We start from the raw sequence: 22,833 nt of genomic DNA, 5'->3' as shown, positions 1-22,833 counted from the left end.
CTACTCCGCCGCGGTGAGCTCACGGTCCAGCACCTTCACCAACCGGGCGCCCGTACGGTTCTTGTGCGCCTGATCCAGCCGTACCCGAGCCGTCCGACCCGCCAACGCCAGCGTCATCAGCTGGTTCCCGAACCACGGCCCGCCCGTACGCCGCCAGCTGAGCGGCGGCCGCCCCGTCCGCCCGTGCCGGGAGAAGCCCCGCCCCAGCCACCGCCCCGTACGCGACCAGCCCAGCCGGAAGCCCAGCTTCACCACCGTGTGGATGGAGTTGTGCACCGGCGAGCACGTCAGCTGGAACACGCGAGCCGTGCTGGGTATGTGCGGCTCGGCCACATACGCGTGGTGCACGTCCCCCGACAGCACGCACACCGTCGCCGGCGCCCGCGGCCCCGTCCCGACCTCCTCGATGAGATCGGTCAGCGCCGCGAACGAGGCCGGGAACGCCGCCCAGTGCTCCAGATCGCTGCGACGGCGCAGATCCTCGCCTATGCGCGCCCACCGCGGCCCCCGCTCCCCTCGGCACATCGCGGCATTCCACGTCTCCGCATCGTGGATCAGATGCGGCATCAGCCACGGCAGGGAGGACCCGATCAGCAGATGGTCGTAACCTCCGTGCCCCGCGAGCGCGTTCTCCCGCAGCCAGCTCTGCTCCGCCGGGTCGAGCATCGCCCGTCCGTCCTCGGCCAGCACGCGCGCGCCCCGGGTGTCCACCATCAGCAGCCGGGTCCCGCCGAAGTCGCGCCGGTAGCTCCAACGCACCGAGGCCGGGTCGGCGTCCGCCGCGGACGCGAAGGAGCGCAGCAGATCCGTGCCGTCAGGGGCCTGCCGTATCGCCTTGTAGAGCCCGTCGGCCGCCAGTTCGGCGGGCGAGAGATTGCCCAGGTGCTGGTACACCCAGTACGACATCAGCCCGCTGAGCACCCGCTCCTGCCACCACGGCGTCGCTCGCATCTCCGACAGCCAGGCCGCGCTCGTGTTCCAGTCGTCGATGACGTCGTGGTCGTCGAATATGTGCAGGCTCGGCACGGTCGACAGCAGCCAGCGGATCTCCGGGTCGAGCCAGGACTCGTCATAGAGCCGGGTGTACTCCTCGTAGTCCGCGACCTGGGCGCCGGGCGCCTCCCGCAGATCCCGCCGGGCCGCGAGCCACTGCCGGGTCTCCTGGGACAGGGCGTCGGCATACACCTGGTCGCCGAGCAGCAGCAGGACGTCCGGCCGCACCGCCTCCGGGTCGGCGGCCAGCCGCGCCGCGAGGGTGTCGAGCGCGTCCGGACCGTGGGGGCCGTGCCGTCCGGCGGGCGGCGCGGCCTGCCGGCAGGAACCGAAGGTGATGCGCAGCCCGTCGGCCGCCGGCCGGCCGGAGCCGGCCACGGCCGGGGCGGTGATCGTGCTCGGCGGGAAGCCGCTGTCGGGCAGCGGCCACACGCGCACGCCGTCCAGCAGCACCTCGTACGCCGTCGCCGTCCCCGGGGTCAGGCCGGTCACCGGTACCAGCGCGTAGTGGTGCCCGGCGATCTGGAAGGTACGCACGCTGCCGCCCGCCCCGTCGGCGCACAACACCTCGGCCGTGCAGGGGCGGTCCGCCTCGACCCATATCGTGGCGGACCCGCCCGTGTCCCAGTCGACGTAGCGAAGCAGCGGCCCCAGACGCAGTCCGGCCATGGAACTCCCCCTCATCCGTAGCGCCTGTGATCACGGTACGACGGCGAGGGGGAGCCCCGCCTCCCCCTGGCGGGGGAGATGATCGGCCGACTTCGTCAGCAGCGGGACGGCGCTGGTCCCGGCGGCACTCCGGCGTCGGTCTCAGCAGCCGTTGAGGATGTTGACCAGGGCCGTCTTCTCGCCGGAGTCCATGCTCAGGCCCCAGTACTGCTTCACGTTGACCCACATGCGCGCGTACGTGCAGCGGTAGGCGGTCCGCGGCGGCAGCCACTTGCCGGGGTCGAGGTCGCCCTTGGCCTGGTTGACGTTGTCCGTGACCGCGATGAGCTGCGGGCGGGTGAGGTCGTTGGCGAACTGCTGGCGCTTGGACGTGGTCCAGGAGCTGGCGCCGGAGCGCCAGGCCTCGGCGAGCGGGACCACGTGGTCGATGTCGAGGTCGGAGGCGGCGGTCCAGGTGGCGCCGTCGTACTCGGAGTACCAGCTTCCGCTCACGGCGGCACAGGCGGAGTCCTGGACGACGTTCACGCCGTCCCGCTTGAGGACGGTCTCGCGGGTGTTGCAGGTGCCGGAGACGGTGCTCCAGTGCGGGAAGAGGCTCCGGCTGTAGCCAGCGGTGGATCCCTCGGCGCTCGGCGTCACGGTCGCCAGGTACGAGCGGGCGGCCGCGGCGCTGATGGGGGCCGGCGGGGCGGCCTGGGCGGTGGGGGCGTTGACGAGGGAGGTGAGGGAAGCGAGGGCGACCGCTGATGCGAACACGCCGATTCGACGCGCGTAGACGGCAGGTATGAGTGCCATGAGGGGCTCCCTGGATGCGGGGGGATGTGGGCCGTGCGGCCCCGGAGGGGCGCGGCCATGGTTGCGGCGCCAGGTTTCGCCGGGATGGGCGCCAGGTGACAGCGTGGCGACATGAGCACGTCACATCAAGTGCCGCAACACAGCCCACTCAAGCGGAAGTTGAGGCTCCGGTGGGGGGCGGAGGGTCCCGGCGGGGGTGGGTGAGGCGCTGGGGAGGCCGCCAGGGCGGGAGCGGGAGCGGGACCGAGGGTGGGGGCGAGAGCGGGACCAAGGTCTTATTCCGGGCGCGCGTCGGCGTCGCGTACCCTGATGGAGCAGAAGGGGAGTAGCTCTTCGCCGGACCGTCGACATACTGCTGGGTCACCCCAGCCGGCGCCCGGAGGCAGGCCGCGGACAACGGTCGGCCAGCGAGACCTTCGGCCGCAGTGTCCTGTTCATGCACGGGTGCGTTCGTATTTTCGTACGCGCACGCGCAAGCCAGGGCGCCGCCGAGCCGAAGCGACCCCTGACACATTCCAGGTCTCTCGGTCCCGATGGCGTCCTGCCAGACCGATTGAGGTTTCACCCCTGTGTTCAGCTTCACCGTCACGGCGATCGCGTTCGGCGTCGTCTTCCTCGCCGAACTCCCCGACAAGACGGCCCTCGCCGGCCTGATGCTCGGCACCCGCTACCGCGCCTCGTACGTCTTCGCCGGCGTCGCCGCCGCCTTCGCCGTGCACGTATCCCTCGCCATCGCCGCGGGAAGCGTCCTCACGCTGCTCCCGCACCGGATCGTCCAGGCCGTCGTCGGCGTCCTCTTCCTTGCGGGCGCGGCCATGCTGCTCCTGAAGAAGGACGACGGGGAGGAGGAGGTCAAGCCGCCCGCGGACCAGTCCTTCTGGAAGGTCTCCGGCGCCGGATTCATGCTGATCCTGGTGGCGGAGTTCGGTGACCTGACCCAGATCATGACCGCCAACCTGGCTGCCCGGTACGACAACCCGGTGTCCGTCGGCATCGGCGCCGTGCTCGCCCTGTGGGCGGTCGCGGGCATCGGCATCCTGGGCGGGCGCACCCTGATGAAGTACGTGCCGCTGCGGCTGATCACCAAGGTCGCGGCGGCGGTGATGGGCGCGCTGGCCGTGTTCTCGCTGTACGAGGCGATCACGGGGTGACCGGGGCGCGCTCGTCGGCCACCTGGGCGAGAGGGGGCTGACGCCGGCGCCTGTGTGCGGGGTGGGGGCGGCCCCGGCCCCCCGGAGCCACCGCCCCGCGTCCCCGATGCCGACCAGCGGACATCCCGCCCCCGAAGCCCCCGCCCGCACGTGCTGTCCGGCGGAGCCTTGCCCCTTATGCCCCGGCTGTGATCCTCAGCTGGATCGAGCCGTCCGGGGTGGTCGTGATGTGGAGCGTGGTGAGGTCCGGGACGTGGGTCGTGGGGGTGTGGGCGGCTGCGCGGGGGCCCACGCCGATCACGCGCATGCCCGCCGCCCGGCCCGCGGCTATGCCCGCGGCCGAGTCCTCGAACACGATGCAGTCGGCCGGGTCCACGCCCAGCGCGGCGGCGCCCTTGAGGAAGCCCTCGGGGTCGGGCTTGCTGGCCTGGACGGACTCGGCCGTGACCCGTACCGCGGGCATCGGCAGGCCTGCGGCGGTCATCCGGGCCGTGGCGAGGCGCGCGTCGGCGGAGGTGACCAGGGCGTGCGGCAGGCCTTGGATCGCGGCCATGAACTCCGGGGCGCCCGCGACCGGGACCACGCCGTCGGTGTCGGCGGTCTCGCGGGCCAGCATCACGGCGTTCTCCGCGTGGTTGACCTCCATCGGGCGGTCAGGCAGCAGGACGGCCATGGTGGCGTAGCCCTGGCGGCCGTGGACCACCTTGAGGGCCTCCTCCGGGTCCAGCCCGTGGAACAGCGCCCAGTCGCGCCAGCAGCGCTCGACCACCGCGTCGGAATTGACGATGGTGCCGTCCATGTCCAGGAGCAGGGCCTTGGCGGTGAGGGCGACGGGCGCGGTGGTGGTGCTTGCCGGCATCGGCGGTGCTCCAGACGGGGCGGGAAAAGAGAACAAGTGGTTCCGCCCACCGGTCAGGGAGTGAAGGCGGAACCACTTTGTTCCTCCACGATACAAAAGAGGATGGGTCCGCGCCACCGGGCGTCGTGTGAGCCTCGTCCCTAACCCCGTCCCTAACCCTCCAGCGCCTTGCGGGTCGCAGGGCCGTAGACGCCCCACTCCTCGTCGATGTTGTTCTCGTACTGGAAAGTCGACACGGCGTTCTCCACCCGCCAGTCGAACTTTCCGTTGAACTTGCCGCTGTACAGGCCACGTGCCGCCAGCAGCCGCTGCAGTTTCTCCACATCCCCGCCCGAGTCCCCGTACCGCAGGGTCGGCGCCTTCGGGGGCGGCGACGGGCTGGGGGCGCGGGGCGGGGTCGGTGACGGGGTCGGGGAAGGGGGCGTCGACGAGCGGGACGCGCTCGGCGAGGGGGACGGCGACGCCGACTTGGAGGCGCTCGGCGACGGTGAGGCCGATGCTGAGGCCGAGGGGGACGGGCTGGTCGTCCGGGTGGCCTGGGTCGGGGACGGCTCGGCCGGGGCCAGGCTCGTCACGGGCGTCGAGGCCTTCGCGTCCAGCAGCGCAGTGTCGCTCCCGGCGGAGCTCGGCAGCACCCACAGTGCGACGGCGGTTCCACCGAGGGTGACCACCGCGGCGGATGCGATCAGGAGCGGCAGCAGGCGTCGGAAGGCCGGGCCGGTCCGCTTCTCCCGGCCCCCGCCCCCACCCCCACCCCCTCCTCCGTCTCCGCCGGGTCTGGGCCCGGGGGCCGTGACCTGCCGGAGACGTGTCGTCTCGGCCGGGTCCGGCACGGGCACCGGGCCATCCGGCCATGGCTGGTGCGCCGGCGCCACGGGTATCCCGTACGCCGGGGTGTCGTCCTGCGGCGGCTGCGGCGGCTGGACCACCATGCGCGCCACCGGCGGCGCGGGCACGTCGTCGTCGGGTTCGCGGGGGTCGGGCAACGTCACGTACGGGCGGATGCGCAGGGGGTCGAAACCCGCACCCGGCGCACACCGGCAGGCGGCACCGCGGGCACCGCAATCTGGACAGTGTTCACCGTTCACTGGAATCCCTCCCTGGGCACTGCCAGCGATTATGCAGACCCGCCGGGCACGCCCCAACCCCTGCCGAGAGGCCATAACCGGACACACCACGCAGGATGGAGATGTTGATCCGGCCTGAGGAGGTATCGATGGCTCAGGATGTGACCACGGAAGCCGGGGGACCCGGTCCGGGCCCGAAGAGCTCCGGACCCGCCGCCGAACACTCCTCCCGTGAGGTGCTCGTCTCCATCAGCGCCCTGCTCCTGGGCCTGCTGATCGCCGCACTCGACCAGACCATCGTGTCCACCGCCCTGCCGACCATCGTCAGCGAGCTCGGCGGCATGGCCCACCTGTCCTGGGTGGTCACCGCCTACATGCTCGCCTCCACCGCTGCCACACCCCTGTGGGGCAAACTCGGCGACCAGTACGGGCGCAAGAAGCTCTACCAGTACGCCATAGTCCTCTTCCTCATCGGCTCCGCCCTCTGCGGCCTCGCCCAGAACATGCCCCAACTGATCGGCTTCCGCGCCCTGCAGGGCCTCGGCGGCGGCGGACTCATCGTGCTGTCCATGGCGATCGTCGGCGACATCGTCCCGCCCCGCGAACGCGGCAAGTACCAGGGCCTCTTCGGCGGCGTCTTCGGCGCGACCAGCGTGCTCGGCCCGCTTCTGGGCGGCCTGTTCGTCGACCAGCTGTCCTGGCGCTGGGTCTTCTACATCAACCTCCCCATCGGTCTCGTCGCGCTCGTCGTCATCGCCGCCGCGCTGCACATCCCGGCGCGTCCCTCGAAGCACACGATCGACTACCTCGGCACCTTCCTCATCGCCTCGGTCGCCACCTGTCTCGTGCTGGTCGCCTCGCTCGGCGGCACCACCTGGGCCTGGGGTTCGGCCCAGATCATCGGCCTCGCCGTCCTCGGCGTGATCCTGCTCGGCGCCTTCGTACTCGTGGAGCGCAAGGCCGCCGAACCCGTCCTGCCGCTGAAACTGTTCCGCATCCGCACCTTCACCCTCTGCTCGGTGATCAGCTTCATCGTCGGCTTCGCCATGTTCGGAGCGCTGGTCTACCTGCCGACCTTCCTCCAGGTCGTCCAGGGCGTCTCGCCGACCCTGTCCGGCGTCCACATGCTGCCGATGGTCCTCGGCATGCTGATCTCCTCCACCGCCTCCGGCCAGATCGTCAGCCGCACCGGCCGGTGGAAGGTCTTCCCCATCACCGGCACCGCCGTCACCGCCATCGGCCTGCTCCTCCTGCACCAGCTGCACCGCACCAGCTCCACCTGGGAGACGAGCCTCTACTTCTTCGTCTTCGGTACGGGACTCGGCCTGGTCATGCAGGTACTCGTCGTGGTGGTGCAGAACGCCGTCACCTACGCCGACCTCGGCGTCGCCACCTCCGGTGCCACCTTCTTCCGCTCCATCGGCGCCTCCTTCGGCGTCGCCATCTTCGGCACGATCTTCATCAACCGGCTCGACACCACGCTGGCCGCCTCACTCGCGGGCGTCACGCTGCCGCCCGGTGCGAGCGTCGGTGATCTGGAGGCCGACCCGCGGGCCATCGGCGCGCTCCCCTCCGATCTGCAGCCCCGCGTGCTCGACGCCTACGCCACCGCCATCACGGACGTTTTCCTCTACGCCGTGCCGGTCGTCCTCGTCGCCTTCGTGGTGGCCTGGTTCCTCAAGGAGGACAAGCTCCGCGCCTCGGTCACCGCGCCCGACGTGACCGAGACCCTCGCCTCCAACCCCGTCGAGCGCTCCTCCCGCGACGAGGTCGCCCGCGCGCTGTCGGTCCTCGGTACGAGGGAGGGCCGCCGGCACGTCTACGAGAAGATCACCGAGCAGGCGGGCTACGACCTGCTGCCCGCCACGAGCTGGCTGCTGCTGCGGATCAACAAGTACGGCTCCGCGGAGCCCGCGATGCTCGCCGACCGCACCATCGTGCCGTTGAAGGTCATCACGGACGCCGCCCGCCAGGCCGAGGAGCGCGGGCTCGCCGTACGGGACGGGCTGGCGCTGGTCCTGACCGGCAAGGGGCGGGAGGCGGCGGCCGAGCTCGCCGCCGCCCGGGAGGAGTCCCTCGCCGGACTGCTCGGTGACTGGTGGGGTCCGGACCGCCCGACCGACCTGGTCGAGCTGGTCCGCGAGATCAACGCCGAGCTCTGCGGATCCGATGCCGAGGAGCCCTACGACGCCGCTTCGCGCAGGGACCACGCCGCGCACTGACCGCCGCGGAGCGCCGCCCGGCCGGAGCTGGTCAGACCAGGCGCTTCTCGAACCAGTGCTGCGCATACGGGCCCGAGTTGTACGCGGGTATCTCCGCGTACCCGTGCCGCGCGTACAGTGCCCGGGCCTCCACCAGGTCCGAGCGGGTGTCCAGCCGGACCCGGTCGGCGCCCAGCGCGCGGGCCTCCGCCTCCAGGACTTCGAGCAGGGCCGCCCCACCGCCGGTACCGCGGGCGCGCCGGTCGACGTACACCCTGGTGAGCTCGGCGGTGGCGGGGTCGAGCAGGCGTATCCCGCCGCAGGCCAGGGGCTCGCCGTCCAGCCGGCCGACCACGAACTGGCCCGTCGGCGGGACCAGGCCGTCATCCGGGAAGTCCAGGAGCCCCTGATCGATCTCGGCCTCGGTGACGGTCCGCTTCCAGTACCGGCCGGCGACCTCGGCGTAGTACGCGCGCCGCAGGACGGTGGCGTCGGCGGTGGTGAACGGCTCGGGGGCGACGGTCCAGGCGTGGGTGCGGGCGTGGGTGCGGGTGCCGGTGGTGTGATCGCTGTGAGTGGTCATGGCGTCATTGTGGAGTTCGCCGCGGATCTCCCGCGTGGAATATCCACAGTGGCGGGCTGATGATAGGAAAAAAGGGCAAACCGCGCATACCTGGAGGGTGTGAAACACATGTCCGAGCATCCAGACTGTGCCCTGGTCCGCCGCGGCTACGAGGCCTTCGGCAAGGGCGACATGGAGACGCTGAGCTCGCTGTTCACGGCCGACGTCATCCACCACGTGCCCGGCAGCAGCCCGATCTCCGGGCACCACAAGGGGCGGGAGAACGTCATCGACCTCTACCGCCGGCTCGGAGCGGAGACGAACGGCACCTTCCAGGTGCACCTGGAATCGGTGCTCGCGGACGGGCGGGGGCACGTGATGAGTTTCCACACGGCGCGCGGCGACCGCGGTGACCGCGGGATCGAGATCCGCGAAGGCCTCTTCTTCACCATCATCGGCAACAAGATCACCGACATCGACCAGTGCACCGCGGACATCGACGAGGAAGACGCCTTCTGGAGCTGAGGAGCCGGCGGGGAAGGCGGGGACAGGAAAGGCAGGAAAGGCAGGGAATGTGGGGTGGGTGGAGAGCCGGAGGCCCGGGGCGCGCGCCCCGGGCCTCCCGCCCGCGTCAGGTCTTCTTCACGCGTCAGGCCTTCTTCGGCGCCGCCTGCTGCACGACCTCGAACGACCACACCGTGGACCCGGAAGCAGCCGGCTTCGGCCGCTCGCCGCCACCCGCCCCGCCCTGGTGAGCGGCCTTCATCGGTCCCTCCATCCACGCCTGGAAGTCCTCCTCGGACCGCCACCGCGTGTAGACGAGGTACTGGTCGGTGCCCTCGACGGGGCGCAGCAGCTCGAACCACTCGAACCCGTCCGAACTCTCCACGGCGCCCGCCCGCGAGGCGAAGCGCTGCTCCAGCACCTCCCGCTGCTCGGCGGGGACGGTCAGCGCGTTGATTTTTACGACGCTAGGCACATGACACCTCTCAGGAAACGCAGGCCGGGCACCGCACCTAGCCTTGACCACGTGCGAGCAGTCTCCTATATCCGGTTGGGCTGGTCGGCGTCGATGAGGTGTACGCGGCCGCGTGTTACGGGGTGGGTGGGCGCTGGGGCCGTGAGGCGGATGCGGGGACTGCGCCGCCCGCGACCGGCCCGCCCTCCGAGGTGCGCCGCCGTGCTCGGCGGAAACGCCGACCGTGCGAGGATTTCGGGGCGGGCGGCCCCGTTGTGATCCGGCCTATTCGTCCTTAACCGGAACGGTGATGTCGAGATTTCGGATCACGACGGTGTCCACCTCGGGTTTGACCGGGAAGTAGCCAGACACTTCGGTGTCGGTCAGTACCGGCGGCACCACGCCGTCCGGCTTCTCCTCGACCACCTTGAGAACAAGCTCGTTCGGCTGCGGGTTGATTCCCGGATCGTCTTTTTCCAGGTGCAACGTGAAGCCGATGGACGGGCAGGAGAGCTGCCCCGTGACGGTAACTCGCCGCCCCTCGGTGCCGTGCATGGTTGCGACCGCCGTGAAATGGTCTCTTGTCAGCTCACATTGAAGCGACTTCTTTTCCGCGGCGCTCATGGGTGCTCCCTGAGTGGGTTGGGTGCTGGGCTCATTCCGTTGCTCGGGCAGTTATTCGAGCCTCCCACTGTCGGCGCATCAACCATCAACCTCGAAATGCCGCCCAAGCGGCCATGGATGGGAGGTCGTTGAAGGTCCGATTGCCCGAAACGCTTCCAGTTTGTGCCGGTTTCCAGCCCATTGCCACTTTTGTCGAGCTCCGTCGACGCGCGGTACGCCATGGGGACCGCTCTTCACTACGTCAGCCACGTCACGCCAGGCTTGTTGATCTTCGCGATGCCCGTGCGGGCCACCCTGGGTATCCCGCGCGGGATATCGTCGTCCAGGTAATGGAACGGGGCACGAAACGCGGCAGCCAGGCAAAGTCAGGGTTGCGGTCAACAGGGCGGGAGGCCGGCGAGGCGTGGCTAACGCGGCAGAGCACAGCGGTGCGAACGGACATGCCGGAGTCATAGGCGGTAGCGGCAGGCTCGGGGCGGCACGCCTCCTCCTGTGGGCTCTGGCGGGCGCCCTCGCCGTCAGACAGGCCGCCGCCGTGCTGCGCGTCCCACCGGGCGAGTGGCTCAGCGGCTTCCACCTCCCCGGCGGCCTGCCCGGCTCGCTCTACGACGCCGGACAGTTCACCGGCACGCCGTTCGCCGGGCTGGTACTCAAGCCGCTCCTCGGCCTCGCCGCGCCGTCGCTGGAGCTCGCCTGGATCTGCGTGACGCTGCTGTTCGTCGCCGCCATCGGCCTGGTCGCCGCGCGCGGCCTGCCCGACCCCGTCCCGCGCCGCACCGCCCTGCTGGCCGCGCCCGTGCTGACCGCCCTGATGATGGTCTCGCTGCCCGTCCGCGAGGCCGCCTCGCCCGGCCGGACCGCCGTCCTGCCCGTGCTGCTGGTGCTGCTGGCCGTCTTCCGCGTGCCCGGCGAACGCCCGGCCGGTTTCCTCGTCGGCCTCGCCGCCGCCCTCCAGCCCGCGCTGCTGCTCTTCGCCCCGCTGCTGTGGCTCACCGGCCGCCGCGCCACGGCCAGGTCCGCCGCCGTGACCTTCGCCGGGGCCACCGCCCTGACCTGGGCGGCGATGCCCCGAGACTCCTGGACGTACTGGATCCAGCACCTGGCGGGCACCGGTCTCGGCGTGGCCCCCGACCACCTCGCCAACCAGTCCCTGCACGGCGCGCTGCTGCGCCTCGGCCTCACCGGACCCGTCGAGATCCTCCTGTACGTCGCCCTCGCGGCCGGCATCGCCTGGATCGGCCTGCGCCGCGCGGCCCGCTACGCCGCCGACGGGCAGCTGCTGCTCGCCGTCGCCGTCACCGGCTGCGTGGCCGTCGCCGTGTCCCCGACCGGCTGGCGCCACCAGCTGCTGTGGGTGCTGCTCGCCGTCGCGGGCAAGGTCGGGCGGCGCGCCGCCGACCGGCCCGTATGGCCGGTGGCCGTGGTCCTCGCCATGACCCTGCCGAGCGACGTGCTGCTGCCGAACCTGGCCGCGCTGGCCCCCGTACGCGACAACGTGCTGCTCCTCGCCGCGCTGGCCGCGGCCTGCGCGGTGCCGTTCCTGCCGCGCTCGTCGCCGTACTGGCGCGAACCCGTCCCGACGGCCTACGGGCGCCCCGCGGCCGCCCGGTGGTCGCGGGTGCCGCTGCTGCCGTTCTGGCGGCGCGTGCTGTCCCGCCCCAACCTGCTGCTGGAACTCCTGCTGATACGGGTCGGCTACTCGCTCTACTCGCACATCAGGGCCGCGGCCCCCACCAGCCGCTCGCTCGCCGAGGGCAACGGCAGCCAGATCCACGGCATCGAGCGGGCGCTGGGCATCGACATCGAGCACGCCGTGAACCACGCCGTCGTGAACACGCCCTGGCTGGAGGCGTTCTTCAACTTCTACTACACCTCCTTCCACTTCGTGGTCCCGCTGACGATCCTGGGCGTCCTGTACTGGCGCCGGCCGGGCGACTACCGCTGGGCGCGGGCCTCGCTGGGGCTGGCCACCGTGCTGGCGCTCATAGGGTTCTGGCTCTACCCGCTCGCGCCGCCGCGGCTGATGCCCGGCCTCGGCTTCATCGACACCGTCCACGGACCGCAGGACCTGGCCAATCCGTCGTACGGGGCCATGACCGCGATCTCCAACCAGTACGCGGCGATGCCCTCGCTGCACTTCGGCTGGTCGCTGTGGTGCGGGATCGTGATCGTGGTGCTCGCGCCGAAGGGCTGGCAGAAGCTGCTGGGGGCGCTGCATCCGCTGATCACGGTGTGCGCGATCGTCGCCACCGCCAACCATTGGGTGCTCGACGCGGTGGGCGGCGCGGTCGTCGTGGCCTCCGGATTCGGGCTCGTGTACGCGCTGTCCGGGCCGCGCCGGCTGCGTGCGAGCCTTCCCGGGCAGCGGACGGCCGGCCAGGACGCCGAGGGCGGCGAGGACCGGGAGCGGCGGCTCGACGTGCCGGCCCGGGCGAGGTAGGTACCGACGTGATCGCCGTCGCGCTGCGGGCGGGGCGGGTCGGTGCAAGCATCGGATCATGAGCACGCAGCGGACGGGGAACCCTCAGGCCGCCGGGCCCGATCGGCGCAAGTGGCTGGTGTTCGGCGGCCTGGCGCTGGGCGTGATGGTCGTGGCCTACTTCCTCATGGCCGAGACCGCCCCGCGCTGGTGGTCCCAGCGGGTGGGGGCCGCCGTCGGCGGCCGTCTCGGCACCGGGCTGCTGCTCGGGCTGGTGTTCGGCGTCGCCTGCACGCTGCTGCCCCTGATCGTGGCCTGGATCGGCCTGCGCACGCGGCGGCCCTGGAAGGCCACGGCCGGCTGGCTCGCCCTGGCGGTGGTCCTCGCCCTGCCGAACCTGTGGACGCTGAGCGTGGTGGTGGGCGCGGGCGGCGCCGCGCACGCCGGGCAGCGGGTCATGGACGTGGAGGCGCCGTGGTTCCGGGGCGCGACGCTGGCGGGCGCGATCGTGTCCGTGGTGGCGTTCGCCGGGTTCGTGTTCTACACCCGGCGGCGCGTCCGCCCGGACAAGCGGGTGGCCTGAGCAGGCCGAAGGGGCGCCGGGGCACAGCTGCCCCGGCGCCCCTTCGGCTGGATCGCCGCTGTCAGTCAGGATCGCCCCGCTCGGGCCGGTCCGCCACCCGAGCGGGTGCGGACCAGCGGACGGCAGGGGCCGGGCGTGGGGGGACGTGGCCCCTGCCGTCCTGGGTCACGGGTCAGCCGTGGCTGACCCGGAGCTCCTTGATGCCGTTGAGCCAGGCCGCGCGCAGGCGGCGCGGGCCCTCGCCGGCCAGGCGGAGGCCGGGCAGGGTGTCGGCCAGGGCGTTGAAGATCAGGTCGATCTCCATGATGGCCAGGGACTTGCCGAGGCAGAAGTGCGGCCCGCCGCCGCCGAAGCCGAGGTGGGGGTTCGGGTCGCGGGTGATGTCGAAGGCGTCGGGGTTCTCGAAGACCTCGGGGTCGTGGTTGGCGGAGGAGTAGAAGAGCCCCACCCGGTCGCCCGCCTTGATCTTCTGGCCGCCCAGCTCCGTGTCCTGCGTGGCGGTGCGCTGGAAGGACACCACCGGGGTGGCCCAGCGCACGATCTCCTCCGCCGCCGTCGACGGACGCGTCGCCTTGTACAGCTCCCACTGGTCGGGGTGGGTCAGGAAGGCGTGCATGCCGTGACTGATGGCGTTGCGCGTGGTCTCGTTGCCCGCGACCGCCAGCAGCAGCACGAACATGCCGAACTCGTCGGAGCCGAGGTTGCCCTGGCCCTCGGCCGCCACCAGCTGCGTCACGATGTCCTTGGCCGGGCACTCCTTGCGCTCGGCGGACAGGTTCATCGCGTAGCCGATGAGCTCCATCGCCGCTTCGGCGCCGACCGCCTCGGTGATCGCGTACTCCGGGTCGTCGTAGGCGATCATCTTGTTCGACCAGTCGAAGATCTTGGCGCGGTCCTTCTGCGGTACGCCGATCAGCTCCGCGATCGCCTGGAGCGGGAGCTCGCACGCCACCTGCGTGACGAAGTCGAAGCTGCCGTCGCCCGAGACGGCCGCCGCCTCCGTGACGATCTTCCGGGCCCGGTCGCGCAGGGCCTCCTCCAGGCCGCGGATGGCTCGCGGGGTGAAGCCGCGCTGCACGATCTGGCGTACGCGCGTGTGCTCCGGCGGATCCATGTTCAGCATGATCAGCCGCTGGGCATCTATCTGCTCACGCTGGATGTGCTCGTTGAAGCGGATGATCGCCGTGTTCGTGGTGGAGGAGAAGAGCTCCGGGTGCGTGGAGACGTACTTGACGTCCGCGTGCCGGGTCACGGCCCAGTAGCCGTCGTCGTCGAAGCCGGTGATGCCCCGCCGCTGCGGACACCACCACACGGGTGCGGTCTGCCGCAGTCGTGCGAACTCCGGCAGCGGGACCCGGCTTTGGAGCAGGTCGGGGTCGGTGGCGTCGAAGCCTTCGGGCAGCGCGGGGCATGACATCGGGCGACTCCAAAGTCTGACGGCCCATCAGAAGGTGGCTTGAAGGTAGTAACGAGTTCTAGAAGTGACAAGGGTCGGAGCGCCAACTGTTGCGTGTGGAATCCGTGCAGGGCACGTGCAAGACCCTTGCGTGACGGGGTGTGAGGTCATAAGACTGCGGGGAGAAGTAGAACGCGTACTAGTTCGGGCGGGGCGCCGGGACGGCCCGCCGCGCCGGCACTGTGCAGGAGAGGACGAGCTCATGGCCGCGGAACCCGTCATCGTCGAAGCTGTACGCACCCCCATCGGCAAGCGCGGGGGCGCGCTCGCCAACCTCCATCCCGCTTACCTGCTCGGCGAGACCTACCGCGAACTGCTGGCCCGTACCGGAATCCAGCCCGACTGCGTCGAGCAGATCGTCGGCGGCACCGTCACGCACGCCGGCGAGCAGTCGATGAACCCCGCCCGCAACGCCTGGCTCGCCATGGGGCTCCCGTACGAAACCGCCGCGACCACCGTGGACTGTCAGTGCGGCAGCTCCCAGCAGGCCAACCACATGGTCGCCAACATGATCTCCGGCGGGGTCATGGACATCGGCATCGCCTGCGGCGTCGAGGCCATGAGCCGCGTACCGCTGGGCTCCGGATCCAAGCACGGCCCGGGCAAGCCCTTCCCGGACGAGTGGAACGTCGACCTCCCGAACCAGTTCGAGGCCGCCGAGCGCATCGCCCGCCGCCGGGGCCTGACCCGCGAGGACGTCGACGGGCTCGGGGTGCTCTCCCAGGAGCGGGCCGCCACCGCATGGGCCGAGGAGCGCTTCAAGCGCGAGACCTTCGCCGTGCAGGTGCCGACGACGGAGGAGGAGCAGGCCGCCGGACAGGGCATGTGGCGGCTCGTCGACCGCGACGAAGGGCTGCGCGACACCAGCATGGAGGGCCTGGCCCGGCTCAAGCCGGTCATGCCGACCGCCGTGCACACCGCCGGGAACTCCTCGCAGATATCCGACGGGGCCGCCGCCGTGATGTGGGCCTCGCGCAAGATGGCCCGCGCCCTCAAGCTCAGGCCGCGCGCCCGGATCGTCGCCCAGACCCTGGTCGGCGCCGACCCCCACTACCACCTGGACGGACCGATCGACGCGACGCGGGCCGTGCTCGGCAAGGCCGGGATGTCCCTGAAGGACATCGATCTGGTCGAGATCAACGAGGCGTTCGCCTCGGTCGTCCTCAGCTGGGCCCAGGTCTTCGAGCAGGACCTGGAGAAGGTCAACGTCAACGGCGGCGGCATCGCGCTCGGCCACCCCGTCGGCGCCACCGGCGCCCGGCTGATCACCACCGCGCTGCACGAGCTGGAACGCCGGGACAAGGAATTCGCGCTGATCACCATGTGCGCCGGCGGCGCGCTGGCGACCGGAACGATCATCCAGCGCCTGTGAAGCGGCCTGTGGCACCGTCTGCGGCACCGCCTGTGACACCGACTGCGGGCCTCGCGTGCAGGCGCCTTTGAACCCTGTGGGATGGGATGCAGAAGGCCCCGGTGGCCGGACCTGGGGAGGCCGGCCACCGGGGCCTTCGTATGTCTGCTGTCCGCTGGTGGCTTAGTACCAGTGGTTGGCCTGCCAGAAGTTCCAGGCGTCGACCGGGCTGCCGTAGCGGGAGTTCATGTAGTCCAGGCCCCACTTGATCTGGGTGGCCGGGTTGGTCTTCCAGTCCGAGCCCGCGGAGGACATCTTCGACGCCGGCAGGGCCTGGACCAGGCCGTACGCGCCGGAGGAAGAGTTGGTCGCGGTGTAGTCCCAACCGCTCTCGTGCGAGACGATCTTGTCGAAGGCGGCGAACTGGGCCGGGTCCTTGATCATCTGCTGAGCGATCGCCTTGGCACCCGTCGGGGCGGCCTGCGCGGGAACCGCGGCCAGCATGGAACCGGCGACACCCAGGGCGACGACGGTACCCGCGAGGGACTTCTTGGAAGCGGCGATGCGGCGGATGACAGCGTTGGACACGGATGAACCTTCCGAAGGGAACAAGGGCAGTCGCGGCATGCCGAAGACATGCGTGAGCCACTCACGCGGAGGAGAGGGGTTCGTCGGCGGGAGGTGAAGTACCCCTGCCGCCTTGCGACTCATCCAGTTCTACAGACCCCCCGGAGCCCTGGCAAAGAGCCCGCTTACTAGTGGCCCTCGCAGCAGGGGTGGGGCGTCCGCCCTCGGGGGAGACGGGTATCCCTGCAGGTGGGAGCCGCTATCAGGGGGGTGAAATGTCCTGGATAAAGGCTACTATCCTGATTCGTATGTGACGTGGGCCCTATGGGGCGGGTCACCGCCGAGGGGTCCGGATCTCACCCTTTGTGGCCGTTCGTATCCCTTCAAGGGTTGCAGTCGGGGCGGCTTCCGGTCCCGATGCGAAGGCGACGGGCGCGTCGAAGGCCGCCTTCCGGGTCGCCCGCCGCAGGGCCTTCAGCAGTGTGGCGCCGAGCGTGAGCGTCAGTACGACGGTGAGCGCGGCCCGGCCCAGGTCCCAGCCCACCGACGTCGCCAGGCAGTACGCGGCGAAGCGCGTCAGGTTCGCCGCCACCGGCTCACCGGGGTGGAAGGAGATGCCCTGCCCCATGCCCTGAAGGATCACCCAGCCCTGCAGGTTCATGACCGTGCCGTACGCGAACGAACCCGCGAAGCCGTACGCCGCCAGCATCAGGAGCTCCGCCCGGCCCCGGATCCTCCCCCAAGCTCTCGGCTTCGCTCGAGCAGGGGGGACCCCCATCGCGCCGGGCAGCAGCCCGGCGCCCAGCGAGAACCAGCCCATGGCCAGCATCTGGAACGGCATCCACGGCCCGACCCCCCCGGTGAGCAGAGCCGACGCGAACATCGTCACCGAGCCGAGCACGAAGCCGAAGCCGGGGCCGAGGACGCGGCCGCTGAGCACCATCAGGAAGAACATGGGCTCCAGGCCGGCCGTGCCCGCGCCCAGCGGCCGCAGCGCTGCTCCGACGGCCGCGAGCACGCCGAGCATCGCCACCGCCTTGGCGTCCATGCCGTTGTCGGCGATGGTCGCGACGACGACGGCGACGAGCAGGGGCAGGAGTGCGGCGAAGAGCCAGGGGGCGTCCTGCGAATGCGCGAGACCGGACTGCCGGTCGGCGAGGAGCGGCCAGCCGAAGGCCGCGATGCCGATGAGGGTGACGAGGACCAGGGCGGCGGCGGCCCGCGGGCCGATCCGGACGGGGCGGGTCACGGGGCCGGGCGCGGTGCGGGCGACGGGGCCGGTCGCGGGGCGGGTCACGGGGCCGGTCACGGGGTGTCCGCCGCGGCCAGGGCTTCGGCGACCTGGCCCACCGTGAGCCAGTGGCCGGGCGCCAGGATCTTCGCCACCTGCGGCGCGAAGGCGGGCGAGGAGACGACGACCTCGGCGGTCGGGCCGTCCGCGACGATCTCCCCGCCGGCCAGCACGACCACGCGGTGGGCGAGCTCGGCGGCGAGCTCCACGTCGTGCGTGGCCAGGACGATGGCATGGCCCTGCGCGGCGAGCGCGCGGAGGATCTCGATCAGGCGGGCCTTGGCGGCGTAGTCCAGACCGCGGGTGGGCTCGTCGAGGAGCAGCAGGGAGGGCCGGCCGGTGAGGACCAGCGCGAGGGCGAGGGCCAGGCGCTGGCCCTCGGACAGATCGCGGGGATGGGTGTCGTCGGGGACGTCCGGGAGCAGATCGCAGACCAGGTCCCGGCAGGTACCGGGGGCCGCGCCCGCGTCGGAGTCGGCGGCGGCGCACTCGGCGGCCACCGTGTCGGCGTAGAGGAGGTCGCGGGGTTCCTGCGGGACGAGGCCGACGCGGCGGACCATCTCGGCGGGGGCCGTGCGGTGGGGGGTGCGGCCGCCGACGGTCACCTGGCCGGTGGTGGGGGCGAGGGTGCCGACCAGGGCCGAGAGCAGGGTGGACTTGCCGGCGCCGTTGCGGCCCATGAGGGCCACGGTTTCGCCGGCCGCCACCGCGAGGTCGATCCCCCGCAGGACTTCGGCGCGGCCGCGGCGCACACCGAGGTTGCGGGCCTCGGCGACCTTGTCGGCTGCCGCCGGGGCGGGATCGGGGTCGGGGGCCGGCTTGCTCCGGCGGAGCAGGCGCGTCAGCAGCCCGGAGGCTGCGCCGCTGGGGGCTCCGCCACCGGACCCCCGCGCATCGATCTCCCCCGGACTCCGTCCGGGGGCGCCCCCAGGCGGGGCTGGATCTGGCTCGCGTCGGCCGCCGGGGTCCGGGGCCGGGCCCTGCGCCCCGGCCGCAGCCGACAGGCGGGATTTCAGCGGGGCGGACAGGCGGCGGGCGTCGCGGATCGAGAGGGGGAGCGGGGACCAGCCCGCGAGGCGGCCCAGGGAGACCACCGGGGGGTGGACCGGGGAGACGGCCATGATCTCCGCCGGGGTGCCGAGGACCGGGGCCGCGCCCGGCGAGGGAAGGAGCAGCACCTGGTCGGCGTACTGGACCACACGCTCCAGCCGGTGCTCCGCCATCAGGACGGTGGTGCCGAGGTCGTGGACCAGGCGCTGGAGGACCGCCAGGACCTCCTCCGCCGCCGCCGGGTCGAGGGCCGAGGTGGGTTCGTCCAGGACCAGGACCTTCGGGTGCGGGGTCAGGACCGAGCCGATCGCGACCCGCTGCTGCTGCCCGCCGGACAACGTCGCGATGGGGCGGTCGCGCAGTTCGTTCAGGCCCAGCAGGTCGAGGGTCTCCTCGACTCGGCGGCGCATCACCGCAGGTGGCAGGCCAAGGGACTCCATCCCGTAGGCCAGCTCGTCCTCGACGACATCCGTCACGAAGTGCGCCAGGGGGTCCTGGCCGACCGTACCCACCACGTCCGCGAGCTCCCGCGGCTTGTGCGTACGGGTGTCACGGCCCGCGACCGTCACCCGGCCCCGGAGCGTGCCCCCGGTGAAGTGCGGGACCAGACCGCAGACCGCACCCAGCAGGGTGGACTTGCCGACCCCCGACGGCCCGACCAGCAGCGTCAGCTCGCCCTCGGGGATCTCCAGGTCGACGCCCTGGAGGGACGGGCCCGCCGCGCCCTCGTACGTGACCGAGACCTGCTCGAAGCGGATCACAACGACGCCTCCTTGGGCGGTACGGGTGCCACGACCGCGGGCAGCAGGCCGATCAGGATCGCGGCCGCCGGCCACAGCGGCAGCGAGGGCGCGACCAGCGGGACCACACCCGGGCTCAGGGCCTCGGGGTCGCGGGTGCCCGCGTAGACGAGGAGGGCGGCGACGGCCGCGCCCGACCCGGCGACCAGCCAGGCGCGCGTCCCCCAGCGGTCGGGCCGGTAGCGGGTCCGCACCGACCGGCGCCCGCCGAGGCGCAGGCCGGCGAGGGCCATCGCCAGGCCGATGCCGAGCACGGGGAGTCCGTACGCGGCCCCCTGCGCGGCGAGCAGTCCGTAGGTGCCCGCGCACATGCCGAGCAGGCCGCCGAGGGTGAGGACGTTGGTCGTGTGCCGGACGGCGGGCGGGACCTGCGCGGTGCGCCCGTACCCCCGCGCGTCCATCGACGCGGCCGTGGCGACGGAACGTTCGAGGGCGCCTTCGAGGACCGGGAGGCCGATCTGGAGGACGGCCCTCACCCCGCCGGTGGGGCGGCCGCGCAGCCGGCGGGCCGTCCGCAGGCGGGCGACGTCGGCGACCATGTTCGGCGCGAAGGTCATCGCGACGACGACGGCGACCCCCGCCTCGTAGAGGGCGGCCGGGAGGGACTTCAGGAGCCGGGCCGGGTTGGCGAGGGCGTTCGCGGCGCCCACGCAGACGAGCAGGGCGGCCAGCTTGGCGCCGTCGTAGAAGGCGAAGACCAGCTGCTCGGCGGTGACCTTGCCGCCGAAGCGGATGCCCTGGGCCCAGGCCGGGAGGGGGACCTCCGGGAGGACGAACAGGACGTGCGAGCCGGGGATGGGGGAGCCGAGGAGCATGGAGAAGAGGAGGCGCAGGCCGATGACGACGAGGCCCAGCTTGAGGAAGGCCCCGTAGGAACGGGCCCAGGGGGCGGAGGTCCGGCGGGCCGCGACCACGTAGCCGGCGACGCCGACGATCAGGCCGAGGAGCAGGGGGTTCGTGGTGCGGGAGGCCGCTGTGGCGAGGCCGAGGGCCCAGAGCCACCAGGCTCCCGCGTGCAGGGCCGTGGCCCGGTCGGCCCGGGGTGCCTCCCAGCGCCTTCGGCGGTCGTACGAGGGCCCGTGCGCGGGATCCGGCGCCGAGGGCAGGCTCCGCCGGGCCGGGGTCACGTCGCCGGGTGCGGCTCCGGTGGGGGTGCGCCCGGCCTCCGGCCGGGCGCGGTACCCATCCGCACCACCCGTGCGGCTCGCACTCCGGCTGCGGGTGGCTCCGGTGGGTGCCTGAGCGCCACCGGCGTCCGCCCCACCGTTACGCGGCCCGGCGAGCCGGGGCGTGCGCGGGGCCGGCCCCGCGCCGAGAGACGGCCCGGCTTCCGGCGGGTCCGGCATGACCGTGTCGTCGGAGGTCATCGGGTGCGGCGGCGGGACTGCCAGACGGCGGCCGCGGCCAGGGCGGCCACCGCCGCGATGCCCGCCAGGAGGCCCGCCGACGGGCCGCCGTCCTTCTTCTCACCGTCACCCTTCGCACCGCCGGCCACGGGCTCACCGCCGGCCACGGGCTCGGCCGGGGCGTCCGGCATCGGCTCGCCGCAGCCCTGCCCCGGATAGCCCGAGACCGCGCACAACAGCGCCGCGCTGTTGTAGCGCAGCGGTTTGGCGACCGCCGCCAGCGCCTCGGCCGCCGTGGCCTCCGGGGCCACCTGCGCGCAGGCCGTGCGCGGCTCCGGCTGCGGCGGGGCGTCGCCCGCCGGGGCGTCCGCCGGGACGCCGAAGTCGATGACCAGCGCCACCCGCTTCCTCCCCTCGGCCGCCGGGGTCGCCGCGCAGATCGCCGTGAAGTCCGCCGCCGCCCGCGGCTGCGCCGCCTCGGCCGCCGCGTCCTTGCTCACCGCGAAGCGGAAGCCCTGCACCGAGCCGTCCGCCGGACGGGCCGTCGAGGGGCCCATGGAGGCGTACGCCCACCGGCCGCCCGCGCCGTCCCAGAACGACCAGTAGCGGTAGCTCGAAGCCAGGGCCGGGGTGGCGGCCAGCACGGCCAGCACGATCCCGAGGGTGAGGGCCAGGGCGAGCGGAGGGCGGCGGCGGGGCATCAGAGCTGGTTCTTCTTGCGGCGGCCGCTCAGCAGGATGCCGATGCCCATGCCGGCGGCGGCGCCCGCGCCGACGATCCACCAGAGGTTCTGGCCGCCGGAGGGCTCGTCCTTGTCACTGTCCACCCCGGTCGCGGAGGTGTCCGCGCCCTGCGGGGCCGGGCCCGTCGCGTTCAGCGCCGCCACCAGGTCGGTGCCGCCGAAGGACTTCGGGTCGGTGCCCGTCGCGTGTGCGGCCAGGATCAGCGTGCCGAGACCCGCCGGGCTGCCCTTCGACCACTGCGCCGAGTTGGCCCTGAGCCATTCCAGCGCGCCCGCCGCCGACTGCTTGTGCCCGGCCGCGGCCAGGGCGATCACCGCGTCGGCGGTGTTGCCGGTGTCCGGGGTCGGCTGGTCCGCTCCCGGAGTGACGGCCGTGAGGTGGCCGTCCTTCTTGAGGGCCTCGGCCAGGTAGCCGGCCGCGCCCTGGGCGGCGGCCACCGGGTCGGCGGCGTCCGCCGGGCAGGCCAGTGCCGCCGCGGGGGTGTCCGTGGTGGCGGGCGCGACGGCCGCGCTCTTGCCGAGGCCGGCCAGCGCGGCGGCGGCCGTGGCATCGGCGTTGGCGAGCAGCTTGCCTTCGACCGGCTGGAAGGCGAAGGCGCCCCGGTCGGCGGCGGGCTCGGCGGAGCAGCCCAGCCGGAAGGCGAGCAGCGCCTCGTACGCCGACTTGCCCGCCTTCGACTTGACCTCGGCCGGCTTCTCCCCGGCCGCCACCAGGGCGCTGATCACGATGCCGGTCGAGTTGGCGTCCGTACCGGTGTCCATGGCGCCGCCGGGGTTGCTGCTCCAGCCGCCGTCCTCGTTCTGTACGGACTTCAGCCAGCCGACGGCCTTCTTCACCGTCTCGTCGTGGCCGCCGAGCGCGGCCAGCGCCTGCACGGCGGCCGCGGTGGCGTTGGAGTCGATGTACGTCGAGGCGTCGCACGCCTTGGCGGTGTCCGCGCGGAAGGAGGGGAAGGAGCCGTTCGCGCAACTCTGGCCGGTCAGCCAGTCCACGGCCTGCGCGGCGGGCTTGACGCCGACGGTGTGCTGGGCGAGCAGCGCGAAGGACTGCCGCCACACGCCGTCGTACGTCGGGTCGTTCTTGCCGTAGAGCCCGGACGGGATGACCGGCGGCGCGGAGGGGGAGGCGGGCGGCGCGGTGTCGGCGAGGGCTGCGGGGGCGGCGCCCACGCAGAGCACGGCGGAGGCGGCGAGCGCGGCGGCGCTGCGGCGGACGATCATGGGGGGCGGGTGCCTCTCCTGCTGGGGAACTGGAGGCAGGCACGCTCAGGCACCGGGCTCCGGCTCCGTTTACCTCGACGGTGCCGGCCGCCGGAGGCCCCGGCGGCACGAGCCGCGCACTTCCGGTA

At 72.4% G+C, this 22,833-nt stretch carries 20 protein-coding genes; 6 read left to right on the top strand and 14 right to left on the bottom strand.

Going from position 1 to position 22,833, the window contains the following annotated elements:
- Both OG429_RS13000 and OG429_RS12995 read right to left on the bottom strand, forming a co-directional pair.
- Positions 1 to 1,662: an alkaline phosphatase D family protein gene (locus tag OG429_RS13000; RefSeq protein ID WP_328925478.1), complete on the bottom strand. Its 1,662-nt coding sequence runs from the start codon at positions 1,660 to 1,662 to the stop codon at positions 1 to 3.
- A gap of 141 nt (positions 1,663 to 1,803) precedes the next feature.
- Entirely contained in the window at positions 1,804 to 2,448 is a 645-nt protein-coding gene (locus OG429_RS12995) for an HNH endonuclease family protein (RefSeq protein WP_328930259.1), read from the bottom strand.
- 578 nt (positions 2,449 to 3,026) lie between these two features.
- On the opposite strand from OG429_RS12995, the gene OG429_RS12990 reads away from it, so the two are divergent.
- On the top strand, positions 3,027 to 3,608 hold the full coding sequence (locus OG429_RS12990; RefSeq protein ID WP_328925477.1) for a TMEM165/GDT1 family protein: 582 nt from the start codon (positions 3,027 to 3,029) through the stop codon (positions 3,606 to 3,608).
- Positions 3,609 to 3,783: 175 nt separating this feature from the next.
- Here the strand turns inward: OG429_RS12990 and OG429_RS12985 are convergent, their stop codons facing one another.
- Both OG429_RS12985 and OG429_RS12980 read right to left on the bottom strand, forming a co-directional pair.
- Complete coding sequence (locus OG429_RS12985; RefSeq protein ID WP_328925476.1) at positions 3,784 to 4,467, bottom strand: HAD-IA family hydrolase; 684 nt, start codon at positions 4,465 to 4,467, stop codon at positions 3,784 to 3,786.
- Positions 4,468 to 4,619: 152 nt separating this feature from the next.
- Positions 4,620 to 5,459 (bottom strand): peptidoglycan-binding domain-containing protein, encoded by an 840-nt coding sequence (locus OG429_RS12980; RefSeq protein ID WP_328925475.1) that lies wholly within the window; start codon positions 5,457 to 5,459, stop codon positions 4,620 to 4,622.
- 224 nt (positions 5,460 to 5,683) lie between these two features.
- Here OG429_RS12980 and OG429_RS12975 point away from each other — a divergent pair, with 224 nt between their 5' ends.
- Positions 5,684 to 7,756: an MDR family MFS transporter gene (locus tag OG429_RS12975; protein ID WP_328925474.1), complete on the top strand. Its 2,073-nt coding sequence runs from the start codon at positions 5,684 to 5,686 to the stop codon at positions 7,754 to 7,756.
- A 31-nt stretch (positions 7,757 to 7,787) separates the two neighbouring features.
- Here OG429_RS12975 and OG429_RS12970 read toward each other — a convergent pair whose 3' ends face one another.
- A complete protein-coding gene (locus tag OG429_RS12970) occupies positions 7,788 to 8,318 on the bottom strand; it encodes a GNAT family N-acetyltransferase (RefSeq protein ID WP_328925473.1) in 531 nt (176 codons plus the stop codon).
- 108 nt (positions 8,319 to 8,426) lie between these two features.
- Between OG429_RS12970 and OG429_RS12965 the strand changes: the two genes are divergently transcribed.
- On the top strand, positions 8,427 to 8,822 hold the full coding sequence (locus OG429_RS12965) for a nuclear transport factor 2 family protein (protein ID WP_328925472.1): 396 nt from the start codon (positions 8,427 to 8,429) through the stop codon (positions 8,820 to 8,822).
- A 124-nt stretch (positions 8,823 to 8,946) separates the two neighbouring features.
- Here OG429_RS12965 and OG429_RS12960 read toward each other — a convergent pair whose 3' ends face one another.
- Both OG429_RS12960 and OG429_RS12955 read right to left on the bottom strand, forming a co-directional pair.
- A complete protein-coding gene (locus OG429_RS12960) occupies positions 8,947 to 9,276 on the bottom strand; it encodes an antibiotic biosynthesis monooxygenase family protein (RefSeq protein WP_328925471.1) in 330 nt (109 codons plus the stop codon).
- A gap of 264 nt (positions 9,277 to 9,540) precedes the next feature.
- Complete coding sequence (locus OG429_RS12955; RefSeq protein ID WP_328925470.1) at positions 9,541 to 9,879, bottom strand: hypothetical protein; 339 nt, start codon at positions 9,877 to 9,879, stop codon at positions 9,541 to 9,543.
- Between the two features lie 403 nt (positions 9,880 to 10,282).
- On the opposite strand from OG429_RS12955, the gene OG429_RS12950 reads away from it, so the two are divergent.
- Positions 10,283 to 12,319, top strand: a complete 2,037-nt coding sequence (locus tag OG429_RS12950; protein WP_328925469.1) for a bifunctional glycosyltransferase 87/phosphatase PAP2 family protein — start codon at positions 10,283 to 10,285, stop codon at positions 12,317 to 12,319.
- 58 nt (positions 12,320 to 12,377) lie between these two features.
- Positions 12,378 to 12,881, top strand: a complete 504-nt coding sequence (locus OG429_RS12945) for a hypothetical protein (RefSeq protein ID WP_328925468.1) — start codon at positions 12,378 to 12,380, stop codon at positions 12,879 to 12,881.
- Positions 12,882 to 13,053: 172 nt separating this feature from the next.
- On the opposite strand, the gene OG429_RS12940 is transcribed toward OG429_RS12945, so the two are convergent.
- The gene (locus OG429_RS12940) at positions 13,054 to 14,298 is read right to left on the bottom strand and encodes a cytochrome P450 (protein ID WP_328925467.1); all 1,245 of its coding nucleotides are present in this window, start codon (positions 14,296 to 14,298) and stop codon (positions 13,054 to 13,056) included.
- 241 nt (positions 14,299 to 14,539) lie between these two features.
- Here OG429_RS12940 and OG429_RS12935 point away from each other — a divergent pair, with 241 nt between their 5' ends.
- Positions 14,540 to 15,709 (top strand): steroid 3-ketoacyl-CoA thiolase, encoded by a 1,170-nt coding sequence (locus tag OG429_RS12935; protein WP_328925466.1) that lies wholly within the window; start codon positions 14,540 to 14,542, stop codon positions 15,707 to 15,709.
- A gap of 162 nt (positions 15,710 to 15,871) precedes the next feature.
- Here OG429_RS12935 and OG429_RS12930 read toward each other — a convergent pair whose 3' ends face one another.
- The 6 genes from OG429_RS12930 to OG429_RS12905 form a co-directional block, all read right to left on the bottom strand.
- Entirely contained in the window at positions 15,872 to 16,276 is a 405-nt protein-coding gene (locus OG429_RS12930) for a transglycosylase SLT domain-containing protein (RefSeq protein ID WP_328925465.1), read from the bottom strand.
- Positions 16,277 to 16,589: 313 nt separating this feature from the next.
- Positions 16,590 to 17,552 carry an ECF transporter S component gene (locus OG429_RS12925; RefSeq protein ID WP_328930258.1) on the bottom strand — a complete coding sequence of 321 codons (963 nt, stop codon included), beginning with the start codon at positions 17,550 to 17,552 and terminating at the stop codon, positions 16,590 to 16,592.
- A gap of 8 nt (positions 17,553 to 17,560) precedes the next feature.
- Positions 17,561 to 19,357 (bottom strand): ABC transporter ATP-binding protein, encoded by a 1,797-nt coding sequence (locus tag OG429_RS12920; protein WP_328925464.1) that lies wholly within the window; start codon positions 19,355 to 19,357, stop codon positions 17,561 to 17,563.
- Complete coding sequence (locus OG429_RS12915; RefSeq protein WP_405681426.1) at positions 19,354 to 20,502, bottom strand: energy-coupling factor transporter transmembrane protein EcfT; 1,149 nt, start codon at positions 20,500 to 20,502, stop codon at positions 19,354 to 19,356. Before OG429_RS12915 ends, OG429_RS12920 begins: the two co-directional genes overlap by 4 nt.
- A 257-nt stretch (positions 20,503 to 20,759) precedes the next feature.
- Positions 20,760 to 21,443, bottom strand: a complete 684-nt coding sequence (locus OG429_RS12910; protein WP_328925462.1) for an SCO2322 family protein — start codon at positions 21,441 to 21,443, stop codon at positions 20,760 to 20,762.
- Positions 21,443 to 22,705 (bottom strand): prenyltransferase/squalene oxidase repeat-containing protein, encoded by a 1,263-nt coding sequence (locus tag OG429_RS12905; RefSeq protein ID WP_328925461.1) that lies wholly within the window; start codon positions 22,703 to 22,705, stop codon positions 21,443 to 21,445. The genes OG429_RS12910 and OG429_RS12905 overlap by 1 nt, the downstream gene beginning before the upstream one ends.
- Between the last annotated feature and the right edge of the window lie 128 nt (positions 22,706 to 22,833).

Origin of the sequence: Streptomyces sp. NBC_00190 (assembly GCF_036203305.1) — a bacterium.
Taxonomy (GTDB): Bacteria; Actinomycetota; Actinomycetes; order Streptomycetales; family Streptomycetaceae; genus Streptomyces.
This window is presented reverse-complemented; position numbering and strand designations above follow the sequence as displayed.